This window comes from Phytobacter sp. V91 (assembly GCF_965644225.1).
Taxonomy (GTDB): Bacteria; Pseudomonadota; Gammaproteobacteria; order Enterobacterales; family Enterobacteriaceae; genus CBFFRJ01.
In genome coordinates this window covers 1-26,969 of sequence record NZ_CBFFRJ010000037.1, presented here as the reverse complement: position 1 = coordinate 26,969, position 26,969 = coordinate 1, and the positions used below count along the sequence as shown (strand labels likewise).

Annotated in this window: 25 protein-coding genes; 4 read left to right on the top strand and 21 right to left on the bottom strand. The window is 51.0% G+C overall.

Annotated features, from left to right (window positions below):
• Positions 1-19: 19 nt before the first annotated feature.
• The 13 genes from fliR to fliF form a co-directional block, all read right to left on the bottom strand.
• A complete protein-coding gene (gene fliR, locus ACSZO4_RS09800) occupies positions 20-814 on the bottom strand; it encodes a flagellar biosynthetic protein FliR (RefSeq protein WP_437888738.1) in 795 nt (264 codons plus the stop codon).
• Positions 815-820: 6 nt separating this feature from the next.
• Positions 821-1,090, bottom strand: a complete 270-nt coding sequence (gene fliQ, locus ACSZO4_RS09795) for a flagellar biosynthesis protein FliQ (protein ID WP_437888737.1) — start codon at positions 1,088-1,090, stop codon at positions 821-823.
• 9 nt (positions 1,091-1,099) lie between these two features.
• Positions 1,100-1,837 (bottom strand): flagellar type III secretion system pore protein FliP, encoded by a 738-nt coding sequence (gene fliP / locus ACSZO4_RS09790; RefSeq protein WP_437888736.1) that lies wholly within the window; start codon positions 1,835-1,837, stop codon positions 1,100-1,102.
• The gene (gene fliO / locus ACSZO4_RS09785) at positions 1,837-2,211 is read right to left on the bottom strand and encodes a flagellar biosynthetic protein FliO (RefSeq protein WP_437888735.1); all 375 of its coding nucleotides are present in this window, start codon (positions 2,209-2,211) and stop codon (positions 1,837-1,839) included. Before fliO ends, fliP begins: the two co-directional genes overlap by 1 nt.
• A gap of 8 nt (positions 2,212-2,219) precedes the next feature.
• On the bottom strand, positions 2,220-2,642 hold the full coding sequence (gene fliN, locus ACSZO4_RS09780) for a flagellar motor switch protein FliN (RefSeq protein WP_437888734.1): 423 nt from the start codon (positions 2,640-2,642) through the stop codon (positions 2,220-2,222).
• Positions 2,639-3,643: a flagellar motor switch protein FliM gene (gene fliM, locus ACSZO4_RS09775; RefSeq protein ID WP_437888733.1), complete on the bottom strand. Its 1,005-nt coding sequence runs from the start codon at positions 3,641-3,643 to the stop codon at positions 2,639-2,641. Before fliM ends, fliN begins: the two co-directional genes overlap by 4 nt.
• Before the next feature lie 4 nt (positions 3,644-3,647).
• Complete coding sequence (gene fliL / locus ACSZO4_RS09770; protein ID WP_437888732.1) at positions 3,648-4,121, bottom strand: flagellar basal body-associated protein FliL; 474 nt, start codon at positions 4,119-4,121, stop codon at positions 3,648-3,650.
• Between the two features lie 103 nt (positions 4,122-4,224).
• On the bottom strand, positions 4,225-5,466 hold the full coding sequence (fliK, locus tag ACSZO4_RS09765; protein ID WP_437888731.1) for a flagellar hook length control protein FliK: 1,242 nt from the start codon (positions 5,464-5,466) through the stop codon (positions 4,225-4,227).
• Positions 5,463-5,906: a flagellar export protein FliJ gene (gene fliJ / locus ACSZO4_RS09760; RefSeq protein ID WP_437888730.1), complete on the bottom strand. Its 444-nt coding sequence runs from the start codon at positions 5,904-5,906 to the stop codon at positions 5,463-5,465. Before fliJ ends, fliK begins: the two co-directional genes overlap by 4 nt.
• A 21-nt stretch (positions 5,907-5,927) precedes the next feature.
• On the bottom strand, positions 5,928-7,298 hold the full coding sequence (fliI, locus tag ACSZO4_RS09755; protein WP_437888729.1) for a flagellar protein export ATPase FliI: 1,371 nt from the start codon (positions 7,296-7,298) through the stop codon (positions 5,928-5,930).
• A complete protein-coding gene (fliH, locus tag ACSZO4_RS09750; RefSeq protein ID WP_437888728.1) occupies positions 7,299-8,006 on the bottom strand; it encodes a flagellar assembly protein FliH in 708 nt (235 codons plus the stop codon).
• Complete coding sequence (fliG, locus tag ACSZO4_RS09745) at positions 7,999-9,006, bottom strand: flagellar motor switch protein FliG (RefSeq protein WP_437888727.1); 1,008 nt, start codon at positions 9,004-9,006, stop codon at positions 7,999-8,001. Before fliG ends, fliH begins: the two co-directional genes overlap by 8 nt.
• Positions 8,996-10,687 carry a flagellar basal-body MS-ring/collar protein FliF gene (gene fliF / locus ACSZO4_RS09740; RefSeq protein WP_437888726.1) on the bottom strand — a complete coding sequence of 564 codons (1,692 nt, stop codon included), beginning with the start codon at positions 10,685-10,687 and terminating at the stop codon, positions 8,996-8,998. Before fliF ends, fliG begins: the two co-directional genes overlap by 11 nt.
• A 227-nt stretch (positions 10,688-10,914) precedes the next feature.
• On the opposite strand from fliF, the gene fliE reads away from it, so the two are divergent.
• A complete protein-coding gene (gene fliE, locus ACSZO4_RS09735) occupies positions 10,915-11,226 on the top strand; it encodes a flagellar hook-basal body complex protein FliE (protein WP_437888725.1) in 312 nt (103 codons plus the stop codon).
• Between the two features lie 64 nt (positions 11,227-11,290).
• Here the strand turns inward: fliE and yedF are convergent, their stop codons facing one another.
• The gene (gene yedF, locus ACSZO4_RS09730) at positions 11,291-11,521 is read right to left on the bottom strand and encodes a sulfurtransferase-like selenium metabolism protein YedF (RefSeq protein ID WP_437888724.1); all 231 of its coding nucleotides are present in this window, start codon (positions 11,519-11,521) and stop codon (positions 11,291-11,293) included.
• Complete coding sequence (gene yedE / locus ACSZO4_RS09725; RefSeq protein ID WP_437888723.1) at positions 11,518-12,723, bottom strand: selenium metabolism membrane protein YedE/FdhT; 1,206 nt, start codon at positions 12,721-12,723, stop codon at positions 11,518-11,520. The genes yedF and yedE overlap by 4 nt, the downstream gene beginning before the upstream one ends.
• Positions 12,724-12,924: 201 nt before the next feature.
• On the opposite strand from yedE, the gene yedD reads away from it, so the two are divergent.
• Positions 12,925-13,338: a lipoprotein YedD gene (gene yedD, locus ACSZO4_RS09720; protein ID WP_437888752.1), complete on the top strand. Its 414-nt coding sequence runs from the start codon at positions 12,925-12,927 to the stop codon at positions 13,336-13,338.
• A 40-nt stretch (positions 13,339-13,378) separates the two neighbouring features.
• Here the strand turns inward: yedD and amyA are convergent, their stop codons facing one another.
• The 4 genes from amyA to fliD all read right to left on the bottom strand — a co-directional run bounded on the left by amyA (position 13,379) and on the right by fliD (position 17,172).
• Positions 13,379-14,866 carry an alpha-amylase gene (amyA, locus tag ACSZO4_RS09715; RefSeq protein WP_437888722.1) on the bottom strand — a complete coding sequence of 496 codons (1,488 nt, stop codon included), beginning with the start codon at positions 14,864-14,866 and terminating at the stop codon, positions 13,379-13,381.
• A gap of 97 nt (positions 14,867-14,963) precedes the next feature.
• On the bottom strand, positions 14,964-15,323 hold the full coding sequence (fliT, locus tag ACSZO4_RS09710; protein ID WP_437888721.1) for a flagella biosynthesis regulatory protein FliT: 360 nt from the start codon (positions 15,321-15,323) through the stop codon (positions 14,964-14,966).
• Positions 15,323-15,733, bottom strand: coding sequence for a flagellar export chaperone FliS (fliS, locus tag ACSZO4_RS09705; RefSeq protein WP_437888720.1), 411 nt, complete (start codon positions 15,731-15,733; stop codon positions 15,323-15,325). Before fliS ends, fliT begins: the two co-directional genes overlap by 1 nt.
• Before the next feature lie 20 nt (positions 15,734-15,753).
• Positions 15,754-17,172, bottom strand: coding sequence for a flagellar filament capping protein FliD (gene fliD, locus ACSZO4_RS09700; RefSeq protein ID WP_437888719.1), 1,419 nt, complete (start codon positions 17,170-17,172; stop codon positions 15,754-15,756).
• A 429-nt stretch (positions 17,173-17,601) separates the two neighbouring features.
• Here fliD and ACSZO4_RS09695 point away from each other — a divergent pair, with 429 nt between their 5' ends.
• Together ACSZO4_RS09695 and ACSZO4_RS09690 are read left to right on the top strand one after the other, a co-directional pair.
• Positions 17,602-18,543: a flagellin gene (locus tag ACSZO4_RS09695; RefSeq protein ID WP_437888718.1), complete on the top strand. Its 942-nt coding sequence runs from the start codon at positions 17,602-17,604 to the stop codon at positions 18,541-18,543.
• Between the two features lie 541 nt (positions 18,544-19,084).
• Positions 19,085-22,783, top strand: coding sequence for a glycosyltransferase (locus ACSZO4_RS09690; RefSeq protein ID WP_437888717.1), 3,699 nt, complete (start codon positions 19,085-19,087; stop codon positions 22,781-22,783).
• Between the two features lie 70 nt (positions 22,784-22,853).
• Here the strand turns inward: ACSZO4_RS09690 and ACSZO4_RS09685 are convergent, their stop codons facing one another.
• Both ACSZO4_RS09685 and ACSZO4_RS09680 read right to left on the bottom strand, forming a co-directional pair.
• On the bottom strand, positions 22,854-26,369 hold the full coding sequence (locus tag ACSZO4_RS09685; RefSeq protein WP_437888716.1) for a glycosyltransferase: 3,516 nt from the start codon (positions 26,367-26,369) through the stop codon (positions 22,854-22,856).
• Positions 26,370-26,449: 80 nt separating this feature from the next.
• Complete coding sequence (locus tag ACSZO4_RS09680) at positions 26,450-26,752, bottom strand: hypothetical protein (protein ID WP_437888715.1); 303 nt, start codon at positions 26,750-26,752, stop codon at positions 26,450-26,452.
• Between the last annotated feature and the right edge of the window lie 217 nt (positions 26,753-26,969).

Below are 26,969 nucleotides of genomic sequence, written 5' to 3'. Positions count from 1 at the left end.
TAAAAAGACCGTTCAAACTTTATGGAATATTATTTCGGGGCAGCTCACTGACAATTTCTGCTAAGAGATTGAATATTTCGCCAAATAAACGTTCGGCAAAGGGGGCAATCAGCGGCATCATTGCAATCATAAGTAGCATGCCGACAGCCAGAGTAATCGGGAAACCGATGACAAATACCGATAACTGCGGCGCCATTCGATTCAGTAATCCCAGCGCCAGGTTGGCAGTAAGCAGTAGCGTAATGACCGGCAAGGCCAGCATTAAGCCATTGAGGAAAATCATCCCCGCAGCGCGCGTCAGCGCCAGATAAGCGTTGCTGTTAACCGGATCGCCGCCAATGGGCAGCGTATGGAAGGTATCCACCAGGATGGATATCAGCCACAGGTGGCCGTTGAACGTCATAAACAGCAGCAGCACCAGCACATCGATTAAACGCGCCAGCACGGGCATATTGAGGTGGTTGGTGGGGTCGATAAAGGTGGCAAACGACAGCCCCATCGACAGGCCGATCAATTCACCTGCGGTACGGATAGCCGCGAAGGCAAATTGCATTGTGAAACCCAGAGCAATACCAATAAGCAGCTGTTGCAGGATTATCCATAGCGCATTGGCAGAGAAAATGGTGGTGTCATTAGCAGGCAAAGAGGGAGCGACAATAAAAGTTATCATCAGGCCCAGGCCAATTTTCACCCGCTTGGGAATACTGCGCTCGCTAAGGATGGGGGCGGTCATTATCAGCGCCATAATGCGGATAAACGGCCAGAAATACATACTGAGCCACGCTACCCACTGATCGCTGGAAACCTGCAACATAGCCTGTTATCCGATGATATAGGGCAGGTTGGTAAATAACGAACGCATATAATCCAGCAGCAGGTTCAGCATCCATGGCCCGGCGATAATAATGGCGACGAATACCGCGATAATTTTCGGGATAAACGACAGCGTCATTTCGTTAATCTGCGTGGCAGCTTGCAGGATACTGATGATAAGACCGGTCACCAGGGCGACCAGCAGGAGCGGGGCGGCGAGAGCGAGGGCCACTTTCATCGCTTCGGTGCCCATCATCATGACCGATTCAGGTGTCATCGCTTACTCCTAACTGTAAAAGCTCTGCGCCAGCGAACCGACCAGCAACTGCCATCCGTCAACCAGCACAAACAGCATTAGCTTAAAGGGCAGGGCAATGGTTGCCGGCGGCACCATCATCATCCCCAGCGCCATCAGGACACTGGCGATCACCAGATCGATAATCAGGAAGGGGATGAAAATCGTAAAGCCTATCTGAAAGGCGGTTTTCAGCTCGCTGGTGACGTAGGCCGGTAGCAGAATGCGCATGGGTACTGCCTCCGGTCCCTCAATCGGCGGGGTGTTCGCCAGGCGGGCAAACAGCGCAAGATCGGCTTCACGGGTCTGGCGCAGCATAAATTCACGCAGCGGCTCAGCGCCTCGTTCGAGGGCGACATCCAGCGATATTTTGCTTTCGGTAAAGGGCTGGTAGGCGTCGGTATAAATCTTGTCGATAACCGGCGACATAATAAAAAAGGTCAGGAATAACGACAGACCAAGCAGCACCTGGTTTGGCGGTGCAGACGGTGTTCCCAGCGCATTTCGCAGCAGGCCAAAAACAATGATGATGCGCGTAAAGCTGGTCATCATCAGCAAAATAGCAGGCAGGAACGTCAGGGAGGTGATAAAGACCAGCGTCTGAACCGGCAGAGACCAGCTTTGACCGCCTCCTGCCAGAGGCTGACTCACCAGGCCCGGGAGTTGGGCAAATGCGGCAGGGGCAACCAGCCATAGTGCGGCCAGTGCAATCATTAACAAAGGGCGCATCAGGATCTCCCGGAACGCTTGAGCAAATTCTTCATCACGGACTGAAAGTCCGGGGTTTTCTCGTTAACGGCGTCGCTTTCGACAGGCGCAGGAGGCATTTTGTGCAGCAGATTGATTTGCGTGGGCGTGACGCCGAGCACCAGACGAGCGTCCTCGACATCGACAATCACCACCCGTTCACGCGGGCCAACTGAGGTGCTGGCCGTCACTTTCAGTCCCCTGGCGCCAGCGCTTTTTCCGGCAAGACCGGTGCGCTTTACCACCCAGGCGGCAGCAAGGATCAACCCAATGATCAACGCCAGCGCGCCACTGATTTGCAACAGTGGCGAACCGGGAACGGCGGACGGCTGACTTACCGTAGCCTGCGTTTTCATATCAGGACTTAGCGACTCAGGCGGCGCATACGTTCGGTCGGGGTGATGATATCGGTGATACGGACACCGTATTTATCCGCGACGACCACAACTTCACCCTGGGCGATAAGATAGCCATTAATCAAAATATCTAACGGCTCGCCAGCCAGGCCATCAAGTGAGACCACGGAACCCTGAGTCAGGCGCAGCAGCTCTTTGATGGTCATGCGGGTACGACCCAGTTCAACGGTCAGTTTCACCGGGATATCCATGATCAAATCGATATCCTGGAGATTGCCGCTGACGTCACCGCCACCCAGTTGCTGGAAAACCGCATCGACAGGACTTTTACCCGGCGCGCTGGTGGTGTTTTGTTGTTCGTTTAACGCATCAGCCCACAGATCGTCCATTGAACTGCTGTTGCCATCGGACGGATTGTTCATATCACTCATTTGGGCTGTTCCTCATTCAGCGAATTCAAAATCGGGTTTATCAAATGCTCGACACGCAGGGCGTACTGACCGTTTAGCGTGCCATACTGGCTGGTGAGTACAGGCACTCCGTCCACATGCGCAATAATGCGATCGGGTTTGTCGATCGGCAGAACATCGCCGGGCTTGAGCTTAAGTATCTGCGACAGTCGCAGTGAAATATCGGCAAAATTAGCAATCAGTTCCAGTTCAGAATGTTGCACCTGGCGCACCAGATTATCCCGCCAGTTCTGGTCTTCAGAACGGGAGTTCTCCAGCGGTGGGTTAACCAACACTTCACGCAGCGGTTCTATCATGCTGAACGGCAGACAAATATTGAACTCACCCGTCAGGTTGCCGATTTCCACGTGGAACGGCGTGTTTACCACAATATCGTTTGGCGATGTGGTGATATTGGTAAACTTAACCTGCATCTCTGAACGCACATATTCGACATCCAGAGGGTGAATCGCTTTCCATGCATCACTGTAGCCTTCCAGCGCAAGTTTGAGCATACGGTTAATAACGCGCTGTTCGGTATGGGTGAACTCACGGCCTTCAACCTTGGTCGGAAAACGTCCGTCGCCACCAAACAGGTTATCCACGGCAATAAAGACCAGGCTCGGAGAGAAAACAAACAGCCCCGTACCGCGCAGTGGTTTCAGGTGGATCAGGTTAAGGTTGGTTGGAACGGGTAAGTTACGCGCAAATTCGTGGTATGGCTGAATGCGAATGGCCCCGACGGTAATATCCGGGCTACGACGCAACAGGTTAAACAACCCCATACGGAACTGACGCGCGAAACGTTCGTTGATGATCTCCAGCGCCTGTAGACGTTCACGTACCACACGGCGCTGGGTATTGGGGTCGTAGGGGCGAATGTTATCATCGCCACCGGAACCCGGTTTAGGATCATCGCTCTTATCGCTGTCTCCATTGAGCAGCGCATCGATTTCGGCCTGAGAAAGAATGCTATCGCCCATGTCTTTACCGCAAAATGAAAGCTGTATAAAGAACGTCAGTGACTTCCTGATTCGGTTGTCCAGGCACTAACGGTGATGCGAGCGCTTCTTTAATCGCGGCTGCAAGTTTTTGTTTCCCTTCATCGGTCGCAAGCTGGGCCGCATCCTGGCGGGAGAAGAGCAGCAGCAAACGGCTACGTACTTCCGGCAGATACTCACTCAGTCTGGCACGCGTCAGGTCATCTTTCAGACGCAGCGTGATGCCGACATACAGCACACGATCCGCATCGCCCAGATTAACCGTAAAAGTATCCAGCGCGAAAAAGACGGGTGCAGGCGGCGGTGGTGCTTCGGCTTCCGCTTTTGCTCCATCAGCCGGATGCTGTTGCATACGCCAGTAGCTGTAGCCAGCCGTGGCACATGCAGCAAGGGTGATTAACACCAAGAGCGGGATCCAGATTGAACGCTTACGTTTTTTGCTTATAGCGGTGTCAGTCATCTGATACGTGCTTCCTGTTAGTACTGCTAATAGACTGATTATCCCGTGTCCTGTCCGCGTCAAAGCGAGGAAAAGACGGGGATAATCATGCTACCTCTGGCGTTTAGGCAAAGATATCGACCGCACTGTTGCCTCGTGCAGCGGATTGCAAGCATGCTGGCGTAATCAGGGGCTCTTCATCTTCAGCGCCAAAACGTTGGCCGCCGGTGGAGCCGGATGACTGTTGTTGCCCCGAGTATGACTGCTGTTGCTGTCCGGCGAAGCTTTCGCTACTGATGTTGCTTTGGCCCAACTGGATGCCACTTTCAGCAAGAGAGGTTCGCAGTGTCGGTAAGGCGGCTTCCAGCGCCTGACGCACATGACTGTGCGGCGAGACCATCTGTAACTGCGCAATATTATTGTCGTCAATTTTCAGCGAGATCTGCACCTGACCCAGATCTTCCGGGTGCAGACGCAGCTCAGCGGTTTGCTGACCCTGACGAGTGAACAGGGTCACGTGCTGACTCAGCGTTTGCTGCCACTCATTACTGCCCAGCGGCGCACTGAGTACAGCGGCGGAAACCGGTGCGCTGGCCTGGGCGGAAGCGGCATGGCTTATGGTCGGCGCGACGCTTGTGGTGGTATTCACGGTCAGGCTGGCATTATCCGCGTCTTTTTTTACCGCCAGCGCCGCCGCGGCCTGGAACGAGTCATCACCGGTTGCTACGACGGGTTGGGGTAATGAACTGTCGGTTTTGGCTTTACTGCTCAGGGTGTCAACATCGCCGGTGTTATTTGCCAACAGCGTTGCGCCCGGCGTGGTACGGCTTACAGAGGGCGTGACGGCGGCGGATTGTTCGCTGGCCTGTACTTTGGGCGTCAGTTGCGCCACTTGCTGATGCGGCAACATCGCCATCAGCGCGCTCAGGCTGGACAAGTCTTCATCGCTGAGATCGGTTTTCGTGTCGTCACTGGCTTTTGCGCCTTTGGTTAACGCCGCGAGCACATCGCTTTTTGCCGTTGGCGTCAGGCCGGACAACAGGTTTTGTACCTGGGTGGTTTCATCCGGGGTTAAGGTCGCCGTGTCGCTGGTCTGACGAGCCAGTAAGTCCGCCAGTTTCTGTGCCGGCGTCTCAGTAGTATCGGCCGCGAGGGTACGCAGATTTTTGCCAGACTTACCGGCAGCCGTTTGCAGACCCGTCAGAGACAATGCGCCATCCGCATCTTCACCCACTGCGGTGCTTCCGCCAAGCGCACCTGCAAGCAGCGCGAGGAAATCCTGTGCGCTGTCGCCACCCGTTTTACCGGTCAGTCCGCTGGTGGTTGCATCCACATCTGTTGTTATCAATTTCGGCAGGCTGATCATTCAAATTTCCTCTGTGACGCGCGCTGGGCAAACTCGTCCATTTTCTTTTGATCAAGGCGGTTTTCGGCCTGGAGCAGGGCGGTGGTTTGCCGATCCTGCAGGGTCTGCCAGGCTTGTAAACGCTGTTTTTTCTCGCGCCAGCAATCCAGTGCGCTGTCCACTTTCTGGGACCACTGCATCAGCTGCTGGCGATGTTGTTCAATTGCTTTTTCCAGCGTCAGGATAAATTGCTGGTAGTTTTGCCAGCGCTGGGCGTCAATCCCCTGACTCATATCATTGTTCAGGTTATTGCGATACTCATGCTGATAATCCATCAGCATCTTGAGTTGCTCTTCCGCCTGCTGACAGCCGCGGCGCATTTCACCTAACTTTAGCGCAGCGTCATCAACTTCTTTTTCTGCCAGGTCCTTTAGCGTCGTTAACGCACTATTTTGCGTCATGGTCGTCGCTCTCCAGGTGCATTAAACTGTCGGGAAGATAAGCTCAAGGGCTTGCATAGAATCTTCCCATCCGGCACGTTCGAAAATACCTTGCTGCAAAAACGCTTCCAGTTGTGGCCATAAAGCGATGGCTTTATCCAGCATCGGGTCGCTGCCGCGGGCATAAGCCCCTACGCTGACCAGATCGCGGTTGCGCTGGAAGCTGGATAACAACTGTTTGAAATTTCTGACGCGTGCGTAATGTTTTTCCGTAATCAACGCGGTCATGGCACGACTGATGGAGGCTTCGATGTCAATCGCCGGATAGTGACCGGATTCGGCCAGGCGGCGTGATAACACGATATGACCATCAAGAATGGCGCGCGCGGAGTCGGCAATAGGATCCTGCTGGTCATCCCCTTCGGTTAACACGGTATAAAAGGCGGTAACTGAACCCCCGCCGCTTACGCCGTTACCCGCACGTTCGACCAGTGCCGGGAGTTTGGCGAAGACAGAAGGTGGATAACCTTTGGTGGCTGGCGGTTCGCCGATGGCGAGCGCGATTTCACGCTGGGCCATCGCGTAACGTGTCAGCGAATCCATAATCAGCAAAACATGCTGACCACGATCGCGGAAGTCTTCCGCAATACGTGTCGCGTAGGCAGCGCCCTGCATACGCAATAAAGGAGACACATCGGCAGGTGCAGCGATGACGACCGAACGTGCACGGCCTTCAGCCCCGAGGATGTTCTCGATAAAATCTTTAACTTCACGGCCACGCTCACCGATAAGACCCACGACGATAACGTCGGCGGCGGTATAACGCGCCATCATGCCCAACAACACGCTCTTACCTACGCCGGAACCGGCGAACAGGCCCATACGCTGCCCACGTCCGACGGTCAGTAAGGCGTTGATCGAACGCACGCCGGTATCCAGCACATGTTCGATGGCGGTGCGCTGGAGCGGGTTAACGGGCTGGGTAATGAGCGCACCGGTTTCGCTGGTATCTGGTGAGGGCAAACCGTCGAGAGGCTTGCCGGCGCCGTCGAGCACGCGACCAAGCAGTGCCGGGCCCAGCGGTAATTGCTTACCGATATGCAGACCGTCAGCGCTGGTACTGCGGGCATAAACGCGCGCGCCGGGCAAAATGCCTTCAACTTCTTCAAGCGGCATCAGGAACAGACGCTGACCGTTAAAACCGACCACTTCGCTTTCCACTTCCATCATCTCGCCGCCATCATGACGTTCGATGATGCAGGTCGCCCCTAACGGCAGTTGCAAACCTGTCGCTTCCAGTACCAGACCGGTTGCGCGTGTGAGACGACCATAACGACGCACGGACGGCAGTTGCGCCATCCGGGTTTCGAAATTATCGAGCGTGTTCAGCCAACGGTTCAGACGTGTGGTCATTTACACCACTCCCGGTGCCGCCAGGCGGCAAAGTTCCTGCCAGCGCGTTGCCACGCTGGCGTCAAGATCGCCCTCATCGGCAGACACTTTACAGCCGCCAGGATGCAGGGTAGGGTCTCCGCGCAAGCGCCAGCCGTGCAGGCTGAGGGTCGCGCCAAGCATCTCTTCCACGCGTTGCAGATCGTCGGGATGCACACGCAGTTGCGGTTTACCGCTAAATAAAGGCTCCTGCTGTAGCAGAAGCTGGATCTGTTTAATCAGCGCCGTGTTATCCACGCAGGGTGTCTGACCAATCACCTGACGCGCCGCTTCGAGGGCCATCTGCATCAGGCGGGAGGCAATCACGCTGTCCAGCGCATCCAGGGTGTACTGGAATTCGCTCACCAGCTGCTGCATACGCGCGTGCAGCGGAGCCTGCTGCTGGCGAGCCTGGTTCAGGCCGCTTTCCTGGCCCTGCGCCAGACCTTCCTGATAACCCTGTTCCTGACCTTTCAGACGACCTTCGGCCAGACCGGCGTTGTAACCCGCTTCGTGGGCCTGCATCTGGATCTGCGCCAGTTGCTGCTGCTGTTTTTGCTCGGCAGACAGCTCATCTTCGACGTTGTCTTCTTCCGGCTCTTCGCTGATGTCGAATGCCGGAGCGAAAGCAGACACCGGGAGCGCAAGATCTTCAGGCTTCCAGACCTTCCACGGCAGTTCGTTAGACATAGGTATCCTCGCCGCTGCCAATCACCATCTCGCCGGTTTCTGCCAGACGACGAACAATAAGCAGGATAGCTTTCTGTTCGTTCTCGACCTGAGACAGACGAACCGGGCCACGGTTGGCCAGATCGTCGCGCAGAATATCTGCCGCACGCTGCGACATGTTGCACAGGAACTTGTCGCGCAATGGCGGTTCGGCCCCTTTCAGTGCAACCAGCAGGGATTCGGAATCCACTTCCTGCAGCAGGCGCTGAATACTGCGGTCGTCGACTTCCACCAGGTTTTCGAACAGGAACATCTCGTCGATAATTTTTTGCGCCAGCTCGCCGTCGAACTCGCGTACAGCAGTAATAACCGCTTCTTCCTGCTGAGTTTTCATCAGGTTGATAATTTCGGCTGCCGTTCTTACGCCGCCCATTTTGCTGCGCTTGAGGTTCTGACCGTCGAGCAGGTTGTTCAGAACTTCCGTCAGCTCGGCCAGGGCGGCTGGCTGTACGCCGCCGAAGGTGGCGATACGCAGCATCACGTCGTGGCGCAGGCGCTCATCAAACAGGGCCAGAATATCGGCAGCCTGACCACGTTTGAGGTGGACGAGGATGGTGGCGATAATCTGCGGGTGCTCGTCGCGAATAAGGTCGGCGGCACTCTGCGGCTCCATAAAGTTGAGCGTCTCGATCCCGCTGGTGGTATCGCGGGTTTCGAGGATATCTTCCAGCAGGCTGGCGGCACGTTCTTCGCCCAGTGCCTTGACCAGCACGGTACGCAGGTAATCGTTGGCGTTGATGTTAAGCGCAGCAAACTGCTCCGCTTCACTTTCAAACTCCTGCAACACGTCCATCAACTGCTTATTGGAGATCTGTTTGACGCTCGCCATGGCAGTACTGAGATGCTGTACCTCGCGTTGCGAAAGGTGTTTGAACACCTCCGCAGCGCGGTCTTCACCGATGGTCATCAGCAGGATGACGCTTTTATCTGTCCCGGTCAGGGTCGCTGTACTATTGGTCATTTTCGGTACTCATCCACTGGCGAATGACCAGCGCAACAACGCGCGGATCGTTATCAGACATTTCACGAATACGCTGGCTCATTACTTCTGCCGACAGACGTTGGTTGCTGCGACGCTGCTGAACCTGTTCATCTTTACTCAGGCGTACTTCAACTGACTCTTCAATTTCAGCACGGGCACGTTGTTGTTCCTGGAGTGCTTTCGCTTCTTCCTGGCGACGGACCAGTTGCGGGCGAACCGCTTTACGCCACAACAGCCAGGCAACGATAAGTACCAGTAACCAACGACCCGCAGCCAGCATCTGATCGATAAAGGCTTGCTGCTGCCAGAACGGCAACTGGCCGCCGACGTCGTCTGTCCCGTTGAATGGCGAGTTCACCACATTCAGGGTATCGCCGCGTTTTTCGGTGTAACCCATTGCTTCACGGGTCAGGTCTTCAATCTGTTTAAGCTGATCGGCGGTCAGAGCTTCGGTTTTACCGTCCGGCAGCGTGCGGTAGTTCACCACCACCGCGACCGACAGGCGCTGAATATCGCCGACGTTCATTTTGGTGTGGCGAATGGTGCGATCCACTTCGTAGTTCGCGGTCTCATTACGGGTGGTATTACGCGGAACAGCCGTACTGGTTGCAGAAGCCTGCTGCTGCCCATTCTGCTGCTGGTTCTGCTGCTGATTCTGGTTAGCAGGCGGGTTAGTGATCGGCGCCGTATTTGCAGGCGCTGGCTGGTTAGACAGTGCCCCCGGCACGCCGCCAGGGTATTGACCGCCAATCTGCTCGCTTTCATTGGTCTGGCGCGACCGCAACACTGCCTGAGCAGCGTCACCGTTAGGCTGATACTGCTCTTCGGTCTGCTCTTTATTGTCGAAATCGATCTGCGCGGTGACCTGAGCGTGAATATTGCCGTTACCGACAATTGGGCCGAGGATGGCTTCAATGCGGCGCTGAACGCGGCCTTCAACATCGGCGGCATATTTCAGTTGGGCATCATTAAGGTCACGCCCGGAGGTGTTTGACTGGGTGAGCAGACGACCCGTCTGATCGACCACCGTAACATTACCCGGCGGTAAACCGGCAACGGCGCTGGAGACCAGGTGCACCACGGCGCTGATCTGGCCTTCATCCATTGCGCGACCTGGGGCAAGGTTGACCGTAACGGACGCTGAAGGGGATTTTTGTTCACGGACAAACAGCGACGGTTTTGGCATAGCGAGGTGAACGCGCGCGCCTTTTACCGGGCCAAGGGTTTCAATTGTCCGCGCCAGTTCACCTTCCAGCGCACGCTGGTAGTTGACCTGCTCGCTGAACTGGCTGATACCGAATTTTTCCTGGTCGAGAAGTTCAAAGCCGACCGCGCCGCCTTTCGGTAAACCTTGCTGGGCAAGACGCAGACGCAGTTCATGGACCTTATCTGCCGGAACCTCAAGCGCACCGCCGTTTTCAGCGAAGCGGTAAGGGATATTCATTTGGGTGAGTTGGGTAACGATAGCGCCCCCGTCCTGGTCGGACAGGTTGCTGTACAGCGTACGGTAATCAGGGCTTTTTGCCCACAGCACCATCGCAACAACAATGGCAACGGCAGCAGCGCCCGCGACCATTAATGGGATTTTGGGGTTCGCACGTAAGCGGTTGATCCACTCCAGAGATTTATTCTGTGGTGTAGTCGCTGAAGTCGCACTCATTGTGCACCTCGTAACTCAGGGTGGATGTTGTTATTTGAGTAATGCTGCAAAACTGACTCCCGGGTCGGCAAACTCGACATTTTTCCATTAACATGGCTGTGCCATTATTTGATGATTCAGAATTTTCTATGCCTCAAATAACCTGGTTTTTTATCGTTATTTACCGCCATTATCGCATTGACAAGCTGGTAACCTTGTCCGGGTATCAATCCATCCGGGGATAATCCATGGCAATACAGGGTATTGAAAGCGTTGTCAGCCAGCTGCAAGCAACGGCAGGAATCGCTAAAAATCAAAGCGTTGACAGCGTTCAGACGGTCAGTTTTGCCGGGCAACTGCATGCGGCACTGGACCGAATCAGCGATACGCAGAACGCGGCGCGCACTCAGGCTGAAAAATTCACCCTTGGCGAGCCGGGCGTGGCGTTGAATGATGTAATGACCGATTTACAAAAATCATCCATTTCCCTGCAAATGGGCATCCAGGTACGCAACAAATTAGTTTCTGCGTACCAGGAAGTTATGAATATGCAGGTTTAGTACGTTTTGATGGCAGCCCCGAACGGGGCAGCCATTTTTTTCTTTCCCGCCGGATGGGGAATGTCTATCGTTGGATCAGATAGCGAATTGTCGGACCGTCCTGCTGAATATCCAGTACCTTATAGCCGTGGTTACGGGCATCTACCGGGATGTTGTTGATTGACTGCGGGCAGTCGCTGACCACTTCCAGAATTTCCCCTTTTTTTAGTTGCGGTAAGGCTTCAAGTGTTGCGACAGCCGGGTAAGGGCAGGGCTCACCCGTCATATCCAGGCGGTAATCAGGAACAATACTCATGCGGTCTCCTTAACGGCAGTTTCGGGGGTAGCGCGAAAGAAATGTCTTTCCCAGCCAATCACCAGCAGAAGTGCAATAATCAGCATGGCGTAGGTCAGCAACAGCCCACCGAGCGGGCCAAAAGAGTTGAGTAAATTGACTTTATCCCAGCTTGTTGCAAGCGCAGGCGCAAGGCCATCCCAGTAATAAGCCAGCAGCGTTGAACCTATCACGTTTCCAAGACCCACCCACCAGAAATGCACCTGGCCTTCAACCGCGCGATACATCCAGCCGGTTTCACAGCCGCCAGCCAGCACGATGCCAAACCCGAACAGCAGCCCGCCGAGCACGGCGTTGGGGCCTGCCCACATGATTTTGGCTTCCACGCCAAGCTGGACGTAGCTGAAGATGCCGATCGCACTGACCGCCATGCCAAAGATAATGGCTTTCGCCATCACGGTACGCCCGGTTATCCACATATCGCGGAAGGCGGAGGTAAAGCAGATTTGCGCCCGCTCAATCAACAAACCGAAGCCGACGCCAAACAGCATCGCCAGACCGAGTTTAGGTTGGTTCATGGCGGTGAGCAGAGCCCAGCCGAGCATGCCGACAAAAATCAGCATCCCGAGGCGAAAACGGCGACGGGCCAGGTCGGCGTTCTGGGTTAACGGCGATGCCGCAGAAACCTTCTGCAATTTGACCGGAATACGAAAAAACGGCAGCAGGGTAAAACGAGCGCCAAACCACGAACCGATCGCCGTAGCAATGGCAAAGAACCAGGCGTGGAGCGAGAACTGCGGAATGCCGGTAAAGAAGGCGGCAAGATTACAGCCCATTGCCAGTCGTGCGCCAAACCCGGCAATAATACCGCCCGCGATGGCCTGGGCAATGCGTTTCCGGCTATGAGGAAAACGCAGCTTAACGTTATTTGCCCATAAGGCTGCGGCAAAGCAACCGCCGAACATGCCAATAATCATCATGCCGTCGATACGGGTCAGCGGGGTGCCTTCGAGGTGAATCAATTTGAAATATCCCCACTCTTCGGTATGCACTCCCGCCAGTTGCAGGAGTTGCCCACCCCAGCGGGTAAATTCCCCGGTGACTGCCCAGAAGGTACCGGTGATGCCAAAGTAATAAGTGGAAAGGATCCCCGCCGCGATAACCGCAGGGATCGGGGACCAGAACTTAATAAGAAAGACCTGTTTAAAGTGCTGCCATGTCATAGTGTCGTCTCTGAACTCAGAAGGATCGATAAGGGCGACCCGGCGATCGCGGGCCTAAAGGGATAATACACAGTGCGGTTGCCTGGAACCCCGGCGCGCATCAAACAATTTGTGGGGTTAATGCGGATCACAGCCATGAAAGACTGGTGGCATCCCCTGTTTGATGCCACACTCTTTGGGTTTCTTGAGGCAGGAAAAATGATGAAAAAACGTTGGGTTATTGGCGCATTATTGCTGCTGAGCGGTTGTGCGCAAATTGAGAATTACGAGTCCGTGGTTAAGCGTCCGGCCCCGGAAGGGCTTGCCGGAAACTGGCAGTCAGACGGGCCGCAAAGCGAAATGGTCAGCCCGCAGGCTATTGCCACTCTGATTGTTACGCCCGAAGGCGACACCCTGGATTGCCGCCAGTGGCAGCGGGTTATTGCCATTCCGGGTAAGCTGACGCTGCGCAGCGATAAGCTGGTCAACATTACCCAGCAGCGCGACATCTACCGTATTAATCGCACTGGCGATCGGCTGGAATATGCCGGGATGACCCTCAAGCGGGTAGCAAAGCCGAGTGTCGAATGCGCCGATGCGTTAGCTAAAAAAACGGCCCTGGGGTTAAAACCCTGACGGACCTGCGCTGAGTGGTGTGCGCCACTCAGCGCGATGTTCAGATAACGTCCTCGATTACCCACACGCTGACGCTGCCGGCCGGGCAGGTAAAGAGGCCTTCACCCTGTTCATCTGTCTCGATGGTCTCTGGCTGGTTGCCGAGAAAATCCCGCCATCGTTTGTTGCTGTAGTTTTCCCCCAGATTAAGCCTCTTCTCCCCCTCATCGCCATTGGACATCACCACCACGCAGCCCGGATCCTCATCGGTACCGCTGCGGCTAAAGGCAATACAATTGGGATGATCAAACCACAGCGTCTGCACGCCATGGGCAAAACGCTGACGGGCAAGGATCAACTGACTGAGATTTTCAATCACCGGCATATCGATAGAGTATGTTTCACCATCGCCCCCGGTATCCGCGTAGCTGGCGCCAAATAAGTCAGGGTAAAAAACCGAAGGTACGCCATTTTCCCGCAGCAAGATTAAGGCGTAGGCAAGGGGTTTAAACCAGGGCTCCACCGGGGCTTCCAGCGCCTGCAAAGGCTGGGTATCGTGGTTTGCCACCAGCGTCACGGCATGGAAGGGGTCGCTTTCCACCAGGGTGCCGCTGAAAATCTGGCTCATATCGTAGTCGCGTCCCTGGCGAGAGGCTTCGTGGAATTTCAGATGCAGCGGCGCGTCGAACAACATTGTGTTGCCATCCACCTGATGGATGTACTGCTTTAAGGTCTCAACGTCATGCGACCAGTATTCCGCCACGATAAACAGCGGTTTTGGCGCGACCTCCTGCACGTGGTTAATCCACTCTTTATAGAACCAGGCCGGAATATGTTTCACCGCATCGAGGCGAAAACCGTCGCAATGGGTCTGTTCCATTACCCAGCGCGCCCAGTATTTGATCTCTTCGGTGACGGCGTGGTTGCGAAAATCGATGTTCTCACCCATCAGGTAATCGAAGTTACCCATTTCATCATCGACCTGATCGTTCCAGCCCTCACCGGTGTAATCATTGACAATTTTAAACACGCCGTCTTCATCCGGGTTTTCGATATGGTCGATGCCGCTAAAGCATTTGAAGTCCCAGATAAACTGCGAGTACTGACCCTGGCGTGCCGGGAAGGTGTAACGCGTCCAGGCTTCGCACTCGACTATCTCATCATCAATTTGCGTGCGATCCTCGGCATTGACCCGGTTAACGCGGATAGCTTCTTTCTCATCGGCCCCCATTTTGTGGTTCACCACCACATCCAGCAGGACGGCAATGTCATTTTCGCGCAGGGCGTTAATGGCGGCCAGCAGCTGGCTTTTATCGCCATATTTGGTGGCTATCGACCCTTTCTGGTCAAACTCACCTAAATCGAAAAGATCATAACTGTCATAACCTACGGAGTAGCTGCCGGACGCACCTTTATATGCCGGGGGCAGCCAGACCATGTTGATGCCGATATCATTTAAGTGGGGCGCGCGTTCGCTGATTTCCGGCCACAGTTTCCCGCCATCCGGGTAATACCAGTGAAAAGCCTGCAATAAGGTGGGATTTTTCATCTTCCGTGCTCCTGATTAAGAACACCCTAAGTATGGCTGAAAGCAGAAAATAAAGCGGGTGAGGGGATTAAAAAATCACCCGCTTTATCGGGCGAGATTACAGCTCGCTGGGGAACAGAATATTGCCAGAAAGACGTCCATATGTTGAATTCAGGTTATGTTGTCGGGATGTTTGTCCAACCAGAGTCCGTAACTCTTCCATGCGCTGATGTAATAACGTTTTAAGCTCCACCTCGTTATCGAGGATTTGCTTAAGTAGCGGGCGTATTTGCGCCTGTACATGGGGTGCAATATCACTTGCACCCTGAGACTGAGTCAGTTTCTCTACCGCTGTAACATAGGCCAGTTCATGTTGAATCAGGTCATCCCAGCGGGCCTCTCTCGCGAGATTGAGCATGGTACAACTGGTCATGAGCAGTTGTTGGTAGTGGTGGAGCAACCCGAAATTTGCTTCCATTAGTATGTGTCCTGCGCATTGGGATTATTTGGACCAATTTCTTTCCAGGCATCCGCAATGTTAGTCAGCAACATTGTCACTTCTTCAATGGCGCTAAGATCATTGTGGAGATTTGCCTGCAAAAGACGCCGTGTCATGTAGTCGTAAAGACTGTCAAGGTTTGCCGAGAGCTCACCACTGACATCGTGGTTGAGGCCCGCGCGCAAACCGTTGCTGATGATATTGATGGCATGTGACAGCGCCTTTCCTTTACCGGGAATGTCTCCCAGCTCAATCAAGATGGCCGCTTTTTTCATTGCGCTTAATGCGCCATCAAAAAGGAGAACCACAAGTTGATGCGGGCTGGCGCTAAGGACGGCGCTTTCAACGCCGACCGTGGCATAGGCCTGGATCCCCGATTTCGTATACATGTCAAACCTCAATCAATAACTTATGAACTTGAGCTCATTGCATTAAACTGCTGCGTCAAATAGCTTGCCGTGGAATCAAGTGAAGAGATCAGCGTACTCAGCGACGTAAACTGCGTTTTATAACGCGCCATCGTGACCGTAATTTGCGCGTTAACGCGATCGTAATCGTCATTCAGCTTTTTCAGCGTTTTGTTGATACCGTCGGTGGCGTTCTGTAAGGAGCCATCGGTACCTAAAATACTGGTAAGAAGCGCACTGGTCTGGGTAGCGAAACCAGTCGTTGAACCATCACCTGAGAGGAATGAAACCACGTCGGCAGAGTTTTCCGTCAGCGCTTTATCCAGTTTGGTACTGTCTACGGTCAGCTTGCCGCTCACATCCTGCGTGATACCCATCTGTGAGAGGGTGTTCAGCGAGCCTGTACCCTGAGAGGTCGAGAGCATGGAGCGCAGACGGGTCTGGATGTTACGCAGCGTACCGTCGCCCAGCAGATCGCCGTTTGAGGAATCCTGACTATCCGTACCCTGATCGACAGCCGTATACTTCGTCTGGCTGGAAATTGTCGTCTGCAATGAGTTATAGGCATCAACATAGGCCTGAATAGCGGCTGTCATTGCCGTGTTGTCTTTGGCAACGGTCAGGGTTTCCGGGCTACCGACATTGGTTTTGGTCAGTGTTAAGGTCAGACCATCGGTGGCATCGGTAATGGTATTGCTGCTACGGGTGATTTCGATCCCGTTAATTTCCAGCTTCGCATCTGCCGCTTCAACCTGCTGCGTCATTTTGCTGGTGCCGGCGCCCGTGGCGTCATAGCTGATGTATTTTGCCAGTTCGGCGTCATCAGTGGAGACGGTCATCGCATTTTTGGTGCCGCTGTCGCGTGACGTCAGCGCAAGGTAATAGCTGTTGTCATCGGCTTTGATGATGCTGGCGGTGACGCTGCCTTGTTTGGCATTGATCGCATCACGCACATCGGCAAGGCTGGTTTTATCCGCAGCAAGCGTCACCGTCATTGGCGTGGTTTGACCCGGCTGCGCAATAGTAATGGTGCGCGAGCTCATGTTGCTGTTGCCAAGATCGGTGTCTTTGCTGGCAACAACCGGGCTCAACAACGATTGAGACGCCGCCAGGGCGGTGACTTCAATAGAATAGGTGCCGGCGGTGGCGCTGTTGCCCAACGTTGCAGTAAAGGCACTGTTGGTGCTGGTAACCTTAGCCGTGGCAATGGCGGATGTATTCTTTAGCGCATCAGAAGCCGTCTGAACCTTATTTAACGCGGTTTTTACCACATCCCATGCCGTCAGCTTGGCCTTATAAGAGGTTTGCTGGGCGGTAATCGGCGTCAGTTTGGTTTTTTCAGCGTTTTCCAGACCATCATATAATGTGCTGAGGGTGGAGCTCATGCTGGTGCCAGCGCCAAGAGAACTAATTGTTGCCATAAATATCATCCTTTCATCTGAGACAATCACTGGATGGATTATCGGCAGCGAATGAGAAAAGATTAGAGGCTTTTGAAAAAAACAATGGGCAAATAAAGAGGGCGATTGATGGGTAGTTTACGCGTTTAAATGCGAGGGTTTTTACAGCCCCCTGACTCAGGGGGGGGGCTGTCAATCGACACCATTCTGCTGTGAAGATGAAAACAATGTCAGCCTTGTGCAGGCAACGTTTGGCGAAAGATTTTGGCCATTCTGTTTTAACTGTTTCTTAAACAGAATGTTAGTGAACTTTTTATGCCACGACAGGCTGGAAAAATGAAAATAAAAAAAATGCTAAAGTGTTTGTTCCTTGCGTCGATAACTATTATGACGGTGATGAAGCCGATGGCGCATACCGGAATATTAATTTACCAATGAAGGATAAATCCTATGGCTGTTATTAATACTAACACCCTGTCGCTGACAACTCAGAACAACCTGACTAAATCTCAGTCTTCTCTGGGTACTTCGATTGAGCGCCTGTCTTCCGGTCTGCGTATCAACAGTGCAAAAGATGATGCTGCGGGTCAGGCAATTGCAAACCGCTTTACTTCTAACATCAACGGTCTGACCGTTGCAGCCCGTAACGCCAACGATGGTATCTCTCTGGCGCAGACTGCTGAAGGTGCGCTGAGCGAAATCAACAACAACCTGCAACGTGTTCGTGACCTGACTGTTCAGGCGCAGAACAGCTCCAACTCAGCTTCTGACCTTGACTCCATCCAGTCTGAAGTTAACCAGCGTCTGGCTGAAGTTGACCGTGTAACAAAACAGACCGACTTCAACGGCATCAAAGTCCTGAATACCGGCTCTGATACCGATACCAGCTATTCCTTCCAGGTTGGCTCCAAAGATGCTGAAACCATCAGCATCTCCGTCGGTGCGAGCAAGGGCTGGAACTTGTATCAGACATCCGATAATAATGCTAACAACGGCGGTGCTTACGTTGCTACAGGTGCGTTGAGCGATAACACGGGCGCTACTGGCACCCGTAAAGTTGAAGCAAGTGGTTTTGATGTTCTGAGCGCAATTGCTACTGATGCAAGCGGAGTAGTTAGTGATGGTCCGTTAGTTAAAATTGATGCGGCAATCAAAGAAGTGGATTCTCAGCGCAGCCTGTTGGGTGCATCTCAGAACCGTTTTGAGTCTGCAATCACCAACCTGAATAACACGACCAGCAACCTGACGGCTGCACGTAGCCGAATTCAGGATTCTGACTATGCGACGGAAGTATCGAACATGTCTCGAGCGCAGATACTACAGCAGGCGGGTTCTTCGGTGTTGGCACAGGCCAACCAGGTTCCGCAGACCATGCTGTCCCTGCTGCGTTAATCTTCGTAACTTACAGACAAACGGGTGCCACTGGTGCCCGTTTTTTATTCTCAAGACTCATATCATGTTTAATACTGCGATGGTTTGTTAGCCAATCGCATGAGAAGGTATGGCCTTGCTTCCTACATCCAATCCGTTCTTTGCCTGTATTTTTCGGATGCCCCAAAGTACAGCGTCGAAATATCCAGTGCTAATCCTAATAACGATTTTTTCGTAGCACGACATCAATACTGGACGACAGGACATTATATGGCAACAGCAGATACAAATGATGACATGCACCTGAGACGTACCTGTTACATGAACAAGATAGACAGAGAATCCGTGGCGATTCAAAAACCGCATGAACAGGCAGAATCGTATCTTAAAGGCGAAAAGTTATTGACGATACTGACAGATAATTTACTGCTAATCGTACGAACAGAGACTGTTTGTTAGAGTTAATTCTGCTCTCGTTTCCCAACCGAGTGTAGATAATCAAAGTCATTATCAGCGCAGTGCTGTGCATATAAGAAAGGCAGAAAATGGAGAGAGCAGCGTAATGAAAAGGTTGCTAATCAGTATCGATAAAGTTGACATGCTGAGTGCTACAATTACCGAGATGTTGGATGTGATTGATACCTTTGTAGAAAAGGGCTGGGCTATAGACCTTTCTGCCGGTCGTATCAATAGAAACATGCAGCCCTGCATTAATAATTACCAGAGAAACACTGATTTTCGCCGTCTGAGCCAGGAAGATGACACCTTCCATGCCAGCTACGATCTTATCTGGATTTATAAAGGCTATCTGTCCTCATCGTTACTGAACTTGCTTGTTCATCAACGCGTTCAGGGCCCTATCGTATTTCGCCATTTCTTTAATTACGCCGACATTTACCTTCCTTACGGTGCTGAACTTGAAAACAGGATGGCGGCAAAAGCGTTGAGCTTGTCCACCGGCGTAAACAGAAAGATGGTCGAGCAGGGTATTCAGGCTGAAAAACTTACGCTGCTACCTTATATCTGCCGAAAAAACTCACCTGTAGATACCAAAAAAACCGCAGCCCTGAAGCAGATCCTTTATGCCAGCGCAACATTTGCATTTGAGATGCAGGAGGTCCAGCAAAAACTGCTGGACAATGGCCTTACGCTCGAATGGCTGGATTTGAGCAACTTGCAGGAACGTATTACGTCCGAGTGGCTACAGAATTATGACGTGGTCATCGGGGCTGACGAGATAGTCCCAAAAGCATTATGCGCTGGTGTGCCGGTATTCCTCGCTGCTGAAGGCCGCAGTGAGGGGTACATCACCGAAGACAATTTTGAACGTTGCGATGATTATCACTTTTCTTGCGTCTCTGGAGGGGCCAGCCCGGCAGCGTGCGAATTGGTCGAGCAACTTACCGAAGGCTATGAACAAGCGGTAAGCTGGGTTGCTGGCGTACAGTCACGTATTCAGGCTAAGTGGGATGCGAGAACGGTTCTGGACTCTCTTCTGGAAAGCGATCTGCAACCGCAAGCTTTTACCCTTGATGAGGCTGAAATTCGTGCTTTTGAACTGCATGGAAAAACCTTGTTGTCGGATATGGAGCAAGGGTATTCGATAAACAAATGGTTGACGGATCGGCGGATAAGTCGGGCACGTCGTGAGACATTAACGGCGTTTGTTGAATCTGTTCCTGTCAGTGCAGATATTGCGGTGGTGATTGTTGATGATGGGCAGTCAACGTCTCTGGCGACAAATACCATCATGGCGTTGATGCGACAAAGTTTACCGGCCAAAAGTATCACACTCCTTACGCCTGCCGGCGTCTCTACGAACCCGCCAGAAGGTATTGAGGTCCGACCACACTCGGGCAACTGGGTTAAGATATTGAACGAGCAGCTTGCCACGACCCCGCATGATGCCATTCTGACAATACCCGCCGGTGTGGAACCCCAGGACGATGCTCTCCTGCTCTTTGCTGAGCAGCGATTACGCCATCCCAGTGTTCTGATATGGTACAGCGATGAGATGACTCTGGAGGAGGACGGTGAACACAATCTCGTGCTAAAACCCGATTGTAATATCGATCTCCTGCGTAGCATTCCTTATATCGGCCAGGTGCTGTTGTTCAACAGCCAGGCGGCAAGAGACTGTGGGGGGCTTGATGAACAGTACCAGCATCTGGCGCTGATTGATTTACTCTGGCGCTTTATTGAGCGTGGCGGTGTACCGGTGGTTGGCCATGTGTCAGAAGTCCTTTATACCCAGATTCAAACCTTACAGCAGTGGTTCGATAATCCACAGCTTCAGCAAGAGATGGCAACCATTGTCACTGGTCATCTACAGCGACTGGGTATTACTGCGACTATTGAAAAAGGACTCATCAATGTTGCTCAGCGCGTGCGCTATCATTGGGATATACAGCCTCTGGTATCAATCATTATCCCCACCCGCGACCATCTGCCCCTGCTCAAACGTTGCATTGAATCTTTGATGGAAAAAACCAGCTGGCATCAGTATGAGATTTTGATTGTCGATAACCAGTCTGTCGAACCCGATGCCTGCCAGTTCCTGGATGAGCTAGAGAAGCTCAATCTGCCCCAGTTGCGCGTTTTGCGTTATCCGCATCCCTTCGATTATGCCGCAATCAACAATTTTGCCGCAACACAGGCTCGCGGCGAGGTATTGTTATTCCTTAATAATGATATTGAAGTGTTCGAGTCTGATTGGCTTAGCGCAATGATGGAGCATGTTCTGCGCGGAGAGGTCGGGCTGGTCGGCGCGCGTCTTGAGTTCGATGACGGGCGCGTTCAGGGCGGAGGGATCCTCACCGGTATCCATATGGGGTCTGCCACTGTATTCGAAGGCGCTACGCCAACGGAGTTGGGCTATCTCTACTATCTACAAAGTGCGCACAATCTGGCCTCTGTCAGCGGTGCCTGCATGATGGTTCGAAAAGCAGTATTCGATGATGTGGGTGGTTTCAGTGCTGATAAATTCCCGATCTACTTAGGGGATACTGACTTGGGCCTGAAGCTACAAAAACAAGGCTATCTGAATGTCTGGACGCCTTATGCCCGTCTGAAACATATGGGCGGCGCGACGCGCTTGTTGACGGATAAATTTAATGTTTCCCCACGACCAGGTCTGGTTGATTATGACAAGTTACGTGAGACCTGGGGCGGGGCATTGGCACATGATCCTGCGTATCATCCGGCGCTACATAAGATGGGGACGCCATTTACTCTCTCACCGAATACCGGGCGTTTCTTTGAACCATTACCCGGGCGGCCGCTACCTGTTATTCTTGCCAACCACGTTAACTGGTTTGGCTGTGGCAACCACCGCGTTATTCAGCCCTTTAAAGCGCTGGAAGAACAATTACTCTGTGAAGGTGGATTGCTCCATGGTGTGCCAGGAGTAATGGAAGTTGCTCTGCAGCAACCGGATATTGTGCTGCTGGAGTTACTTACCAGCCCAAGTGTGCCCTACATCATGGAGCAATACCGTAAGGTTTCAGATGCTAAAATAGTTGTGGAATATGACGATTATATTCCCAACCTGCCGATCAAAAACCAAAACAGGCACAACTTTCCTCAGCACATCATTAAAAACCTGCGGCGAGTTATCGAAAATGCTGACTGGATAGTGGTATCCACACACCCTTTGGCTGAAGCCTATCGTGATTTCCACCCGGATATCAGGGTGGCACAAAACCGATTGTCGGTGAGTCAGTGGGGACATCTTTGGAGTGAACGTGATACCAGCAAAAAAATTCGCGTTGGCTGGGCCGGCGGCAATAGCCATGCAGGCGATTTGGAGATACTGCGTCCAATTATCAAAGAATTAGAAGATCAGGTGCAGTGGGTCTTTATGGGGATGAAACCTGAAGGGGTAAAATGCGAGTTCCATCCAGGCGTACCATTCGAGCTATACCCTGAAAAATTAGCCAGCCTTAATTTGGATCTTGCACTGGTACCCCTTGAAATCAATCAATTCAATGAGTGTAAGAGCAATCTGCGCTTGCTGGAAATTGGGACCTGTGGTGTACCAATTATTGCAACAGACATCGTGCCATATCGCTGCGATTTGCCAGTTACATTAGTCGATAATCGATTTAAAGACTGGATGAAAGCCATTCAGATGCACATCCATGATGCACAATTTCGTGTTGCGCAGGGGGATGCGCTTCGTGATGCAATTCAAAGGGACTGGTATTTACGCGATCATGGGCTGGATGAATGGCACCATAGTTGGTTATCGACAGTAAAATAAGTTTCATGCGCAAGGCTTAATGAGAACGACATCATCATGGCGAGTATGACCTCGCCATGATGATGTGAGATTAGACCGGCAACCAGTACTGCGCAAGTTTAAGCAACTGTTCTCCTTGCAACATACCGCGCTGCTGAACCTGTGATTTTAATATATCTCCGAGCTTCCACGTAGCATCAAGATCTCCTATATGCATCTCAATAGCCTCATACCATTCTTTAGCCCTGTTTTCGACGCGAGTGACTTTAAGGTCATTGCGAAAACCGATGACATTGCTGCAAATAACAGGGACACCACAGGCACCAAATTCAAGCAGTTGTGTATACCCTAATGTGTTAGACCATGGATTATCTGTCCGGATCACGATAGCAAGATCCAGGTTAAGAGAAGCCAGCATATGCGGATAACGCTCAGGTGTAACTCTGGCATGTATTTCCGTAACATATCTGCGCAGCGAAGGTGGGCAGTAGCCGAGGAATATCCATTCAACATGGTTGGCCATTTGTGCAATAACTTTATGGATTATCTCCAGTTCGGCATTATTTTCGGCGCTGCCAGCCCAACATACACGTGGCTTTTTCCCTATGCCACGAAGGCTATTTAGATTTGACCATAGAGTCGGTGAGAGTAATGTTTCCATCACGCAGACATCATCATGCAGCTTATTGCAATGTTCTGCCATTACCTCAGTAGGCACAATAACCCGATGTACACTTTGCAGAGTTGTTTCCAGTATGCTCAATATATCTTTCGGTAGATTGGCTTTTAAAGCGGCAGCGGGCTTCATTGCCGGAAGATACTCGTCCATATCGAAGACAGTAAATGTAGGAACAATAGTTTTAAGCCGGTGGAGCCATTCCTGAACTAATGGGGTAATTTGTTGTTGCACTATCACTGTCGTCGGAGCATAGCGAGCAAGTTCTGGGTAGTTTTGTGGATTAGGCATAGACAAACCATCAACCATAGCGGCTGCTTTCATTAGTTCCAGCGGATATATTATCCGTTTAGCACTGTCCGAATTATTCGATAATGGAAACGCCAGCACCGTGGGTAAAGGTTTCCAGTGCAATGGCTGCCATGTGCTTATGCTATCAAGAATAAACTCATATCCATCACCACCTAAATAGAGGTTCGGATTATAAGCAGGATCGTTAGTAATAATAGGTAGCCATTTGCTATACATTACATCCTGTTCACCTTTCAGACGGATAATTTTTTGTTCATGTTTCGTTTTATCAACATGTATCTGGCTGACATTGCCGATATGGATAACCACAGAATGGGGTGTCCACACTGTCAGATAGCCAGCCTCCCGCACTTTCAGGCATAAATCGACATCGTTGTAAGAGACTTTGAAATTATGTTCATCCATTCCGCCAACTTGTTCGTATACACTCTTGCGAATAAGTAAACATGCCGCCGTGACCACGCTATAGTTTTGATCTATATGCAGTCTATTCATATAACCAGGAGTATCCTGCTCGTAGCTATTAAACGGGTGTGATGCCGGACCATGTAAACCCATGACAACACCTGCGTGTTGTATTGCGCCACCAGGATATAAAAGTTTTGCTCCAGTAATTCCGACTTCAGGCCGTTGGGCATGGTTCATTAGATTGTCCAGCCATGTGCTGCTGACAATTTCGGTATCGTTATTAAGGAGTAATAAATATTCTCCTTTCGCAACTCGAGCTGCCATATTATTGATGGCTGCGTAGTTAAAAGGATGAGGGTAGGCCAGTACCTGAAGACGTTCAGGATATTTTGTTGCAATACTGGCTAACCACTCCTGGGCTTCAATAGTTTCACTGTTATTATCTATAATGATGATTTCGTAATTCTGATAGCGTGTCTTTTCCAGAAGCGTTGTGACGCAGGGGATCAGGATATCGAGTTGATCCTTGGTCGGAATAAGAATCGAAACAAGGGGTTGTTCGGCATGTTGATAACACAACGCATACATACCACTACCTGTTGTTTCCACCTGTCCATTTGGGTAGCCCCTGTTGTGCAAATGACGGGTAAGAATGTGTAATTCTTCCTGGTGAGTTTCTATTTGCGGTGAGTGCGCAATGACAAAGGGTTCAGGTAGGTGTCCTGCAAACTGGGTGCCTTTCATCTCAATTAAACGAACAATATATTCAAACTGCCATGCCTGGCTATACCTTGTATCAAAACCTCCTGATTCCAGAAGAGTACCTACCCGGAAAATCCAGTGACGCGCCATTTCCGACGGATAACTCAATAGCATATCGAGGTTGAAATCAGGACGCAGGGCGGTGCCGTTTATGTAATTTTCGAACTGATAAAACTCATCACCATAAATAGCATCACAGTTAGCCGCATCTTCCAGCGCCAGGTCAAACATCAGCATCCCGCTAGCAAGGATCGTTTCGCCAGCTTCACAAAACATTACCCAGTCGGTTGGATTGTCTGCGAGGTATTGGTTGATCGTCGGAACCAGGTTACTATTCTTCTCAATTATCAATGGTGTGATAATCAGTCCATATCCAGAATAGTTATTTATACTGGCCAGTGTTTTATGCACGGCCTCATATGAATGAGTATTTTTCTCTATAAAAATGAATAAATTATTTTGAGTTTTTCGCGTTTTTTGAAATTCATCAGCAAAGGGTTTGAGCTGTTCAGGCAAATGACGATTACCCAACCATTGGGTAAACTGGTCACTTTGGTGCTGAAATAATGATTGATGTCTTGATGCTAATAATGCCTGGAACAGGTTTTCAGTCAGAACTTTGTCAGGTGTACTCATCGGTGTAACACGGACGAACTGATTATCTTCTTTATTGCCTTTATACCATCCTAATTCTTTAATCAACTTAGGCATCAGACTATAAGTACGATCTACTTGACTTTGTTGAGAGGTAGCCATCTGACTGGTTTTCCCCGCTAAGATCCTAATACTAGACAGTGATTCGCAGAGAAACGCAAGATCACCTTTTCTGAATAATTTAACCATTAAAGCGACATCCGTGAAGTAAGGCATCTCTTCGTTATTAATATTGAATATTTGATCGCCTAATTCTATGAGGTCATCACGGTAGCACAGGAAAACACTGGGTTCTCCAATGAAGTTAACTTTATGGTCGCAAAGGAATGAAATGAGATCATGACCATTAATAATGGCATCTTGATTAAATGGAAATGCGGTGGCAGCAATATCAGGTAGTTTATTCCCCTTTTCATCAATACGAGTCCTGCGTGATGAGGCTAAAACAACATTGGGGTTATTTTGTAGGGCTTCAACCAGGCGGGTAATGCAGTGGGCTTGTAGCGTATCATCATCATACAAAAATTTAATATATTTACCACGAGAAAAACTTAGGCAACGTAAAATATTGCCTGTTTTAAGTAGTCGGCGTTCATTTTTATAATAGAATATATCTCTTTTTTGTAAGGATGAATAGTGTTTGCATAAATAATGGATACTATCATTGTCACTGTCGTCACAAACAATGATCTCAATATTACCCCAATCTTGGTTAAGTGCACTCAAAAGTGCTTCTTCAAAGAAATCTGCCTTGTATGCAGGTATCAATATACTGACTAAATCATGTTTTGACATGGGGTTTCCATTTCTTTTCATTATCGATGTTAAGGTTTTTTTGTTTTAGTATCTACGCGGTTATAATGTTTGCAGACAACTCAACCTGAAGCACAGATATTATCAAGTTTGCATGTTAGAGTGTTTAAGTGTTTTTTTATGATGTCTGGGATTTGTATGTTTATTTCGTCTGGTGTATTGAAGTCATTAATGTTGATATGGTCTTCATCGCTTAATAATGTAATGATTTGATAATTTCCAAATGCTAAATTAGCGAAGTTTTTACTTGGTAATTTTTTTTCTGGCACTATTATTTTACGATAAACTTCTAATGAAGTATCACCTTCTAAAAAGGTCATTAGTTGCTGATAGATTACTGGGCTCTGATCGACTTCATTATCCATAATATAGTAACCTCTGCTGGCAGACCATTTATGATGGAGAACATTTTTGGAAATCACCCACGATTGTATGGGGTGAAACGAGAATGAATAATACAGGTCACATGGTTAATTAGCTATGGGGAAATCTGTTTTCAATGTAAGCTTAAGGAAGGTGCGATTTAATCGGTGGGGTTCAGTGGAGTCCTTATCTGTATTAGCCTTACCTTAGCTGAGCTGT